This is a genomic window from Salinicola sp. MIT1003 (genome assembly GCF_001858555.1).
Lineage (GTDB): Bacteria > Pseudomonadota > Gammaproteobacteria > Pseudomonadales > Halomonadaceae > Salinicola > Salinicola salarius.
On sequence record NZ_MCAP01000043.1, the window covers coordinates 1 to 1,422 of the forward strand.

Sequence of the window (1,422 nt, forward strand, 5' to 3'; positions counted from 1 at the left end):
ATGAATTGCTGAAGAAGCTCTCTCGCTGCTAGCAGAGGATAACTTCTATAGGCGATCCGATCATCCGGGACCCTACATCTATGCGCTAAAAAAATTCAAGCGCCTGCTCGACGAGGACGAAAACTCATAAGGTCGCTGCAGGCGCAACTGGCCGAGGAAGGCCATGTGGTATCGCTCGTCAAGCTCTACCGCTGGCTGGGGTTCCCCCGGCGGAGCCTGTATTACCGGCCCAAGCTGCGGCAGCATGTCATCAATGCCGATCTGGCGGCACGGGTGAAGCTGACCCTGGAGCGGTTCCCCACCTATGGCTATCGCCGCCTGGCGTGTGTTCTGGGTGAGAACCGTAAGCCAATACATGTAATGACCCAGTGAATTCCTGCTCAGGGTATTATCCAACAAGGAGACACCTGTGAGCATCGAGATGAACGATGAGATCAAGCGTTGGACCGCCAAGCGGAAATCGGCCCTGGTGATGGAGGTCATTCAGGGCAAGCAGACAGTGGCGGAAGCCAGTCGTGCATTTGATCTTCCTCCCTCCGAGATCGAGGACTGGGTCGATCAGGCCAAAGCCGGCATGGAGAACGCGCTTCGCGCCAAGCCCGAAGATGTTCGCCAGCAATACGAGCGTCAGTTGAAGGATCTCCAGGAAGCCTACGGCGAAGCCATGCTGGAGCTGCGCGCCCGAAAAAAGTTGGCATCCCTGCTGGGGAAAGACGAGTCGTGATCGACACGATCCGTCAGGGATTGCGGGAAGAGGGATATCGCGTTTCCATCAGCCAACTTTGCCGCTGGTTTGGCTTTCCACGGCGCACCTGGTACTACCGCTCCGTGAAATCCGAACACAGGGTAAGGCCGGAGCTAGCGGCGCCAATCAAGGCACTCATCGAGGAAGAGCCGTCATTTGGCTACCGCACGGTGGCGCACCTGCTGGGCATGAACAAGAACACCGTCCAGCGCATCTTTCAGTTGCGCGGTTGGCAAGTTCGCAAGCGGGCCGTGGGCTTTCGGCCCCGTATTCAAGCCTTGCCTTCCGTCGCGACGGCGCCTGACCAGCGCTGGTCGACCGATCTCTGCCGAGTGTGGGGCGGTCGCGATGGATGGCTGACGCTGACGCTGGTCATCGACTGCCACACCCGACAATTACTGGGCTGGCACCTGTCCCGTAGTGGCAAGGCAAGTACGGCTGCCAGTGCCCTTGAGCAGGCACTGATCGCCCGCTATGGCTCGTTGGGGCGAGTACCAGAACCGTTTCTGCTGCGCTCCGACAACGGCCTGGTTTTCACGAGCCGACGCTACACGAGCCTGGTTCGAAGCCATGGCCTTAAGCAGGAATTCATCACACCACTGAAGTGACCCCCTCCAGAACTGCACAGGGTATAGTGCAGCCATCAGGAGGACAGGATGAGCGACGACAACCCCATC

3 protein-coding genes are annotated in these 1,422 nt (G+C 58.8%); all 3 read left to right on the forward strand.

The annotated features are described in order from the left end of the window. The first annotated feature begins 165 nt into the window (after positions 1-165). From BC443_RS18330 to BC443_RS13255, 3 genes are read left to right on the forward strand one after another with little or no spacing between them, the layout of a single operon-like run. The gene (locus BC443_RS18330) at positions 166-372 is read left to right on the forward strand and encodes a hypothetical protein (RefSeq protein WP_139284323.1); all 207 of its coding nucleotides are present in this window, start codon (positions 166-168) and stop codon (positions 370-372) included. Between the two features lie 37 nt (positions 373-409). Next, complete coding sequence (locus BC443_RS13250) at positions 410-724, forward strand: transposase (protein WP_071232313.1); 315 nt, start codon at positions 410-412, stop codon at positions 722-724. After that, complete coding sequence (locus BC443_RS13255; RefSeq protein ID WP_170835884.1) at positions 721-1,353, forward strand: DDE-type integrase/transposase/recombinase; 633 nt, start codon at positions 721-723, stop codon at positions 1,351-1,353. The genes BC443_RS13250 and BC443_RS13255 overlap by 4 nt, the downstream gene beginning before the upstream one ends. Positions 1,354-1,422 lie beyond the last annotated feature (69 nt).